Raw genomic sequence first — 795 nt, 5'->3', positions numbered from 1 at the left:
GGACGATCTCGCCGGGGCCGGCTTCTGTGGCCTGCACGCGTTCGAGGCCCTGGAAGGTCAGCACCTGGTTGATGCGGCCCTTCACGGCCTTGCCGTCCGGGCCTTCCATGACCACCACGTCCATCATGGGCTTGATGGTGCCCTGGCTGATGCGGCCGACGCCGATACGGCCGACGAAGGTCGAGAAGTCGAGCGCGGAAATCTGCAGCTGCAGCGGCGCGGCAGGGTCACCCTTTTGCGCAGGCACGTGCTTCAGGATGGTATTGAAGAGCGCCGACATGTCGGGGCCCCACTGTTCGTTGGGGGGGCCTTCTTCGAGCGACGACCAGCCGTTGATGCCGGAGGCGTACACCACAGGGAAATCGAGCTGTTCGTCGGTCGCGCCCAGCTTGTCGAACAGGTCGAAAGCAGCGTTGATGACCTTGTCGGGGTTGGCGCCCGGCTTGTCGACCTTGTTGACCACCACGATGGGCTTGAGGCCCAGCGCCAGTGCCTTCTTCGTCACGAAACGCGTCTGGGGCATGGGGCCTTCCTGCGCATCGATCAGCAGCACCACGCCGTCGACCATGGACAGCGCGCGTTCGACTTCACCACCGAAGTCGGCGTGGCCCGGGGTGTCGACGATGTTGATGTGCGTGCCTTCCCAGGTCACGGCGCAGTTCTTGGCCAGGATGGTAATGCCGCGTTCTTTTTCGATCGCGTTGTTGTCCATCACGGTGTAGGTCACGGCGCAGTTCTTGGCCAGGATGGTAATGCCGCGTTCTTTTTCGATCGCGTTGTTGTCCATCACGGTGT

At 62.9% G+C, this 795-nt stretch carries 1 protein-coding gene; it reads right to left on the bottom strand.

The annotated features are described in order from the left end of the window. The coding region (locus AC1D0Z_RS23285; protein WP_477660490.1) for a GTP-binding protein at nt 1-787 on the bottom strand (787 nt) is incomplete at its 3' end. Nucleotides 788-795: the final 8 nt, after the last annotated feature.

Source organism: Polaromonas sp. P1_E3 (genome assembly GCF_056405935.1).
The sequence above is the reverse complement of the archived record's forward strand: the minus strand, read 5'-3'. Positions and strand labels throughout refer to the sequence as shown.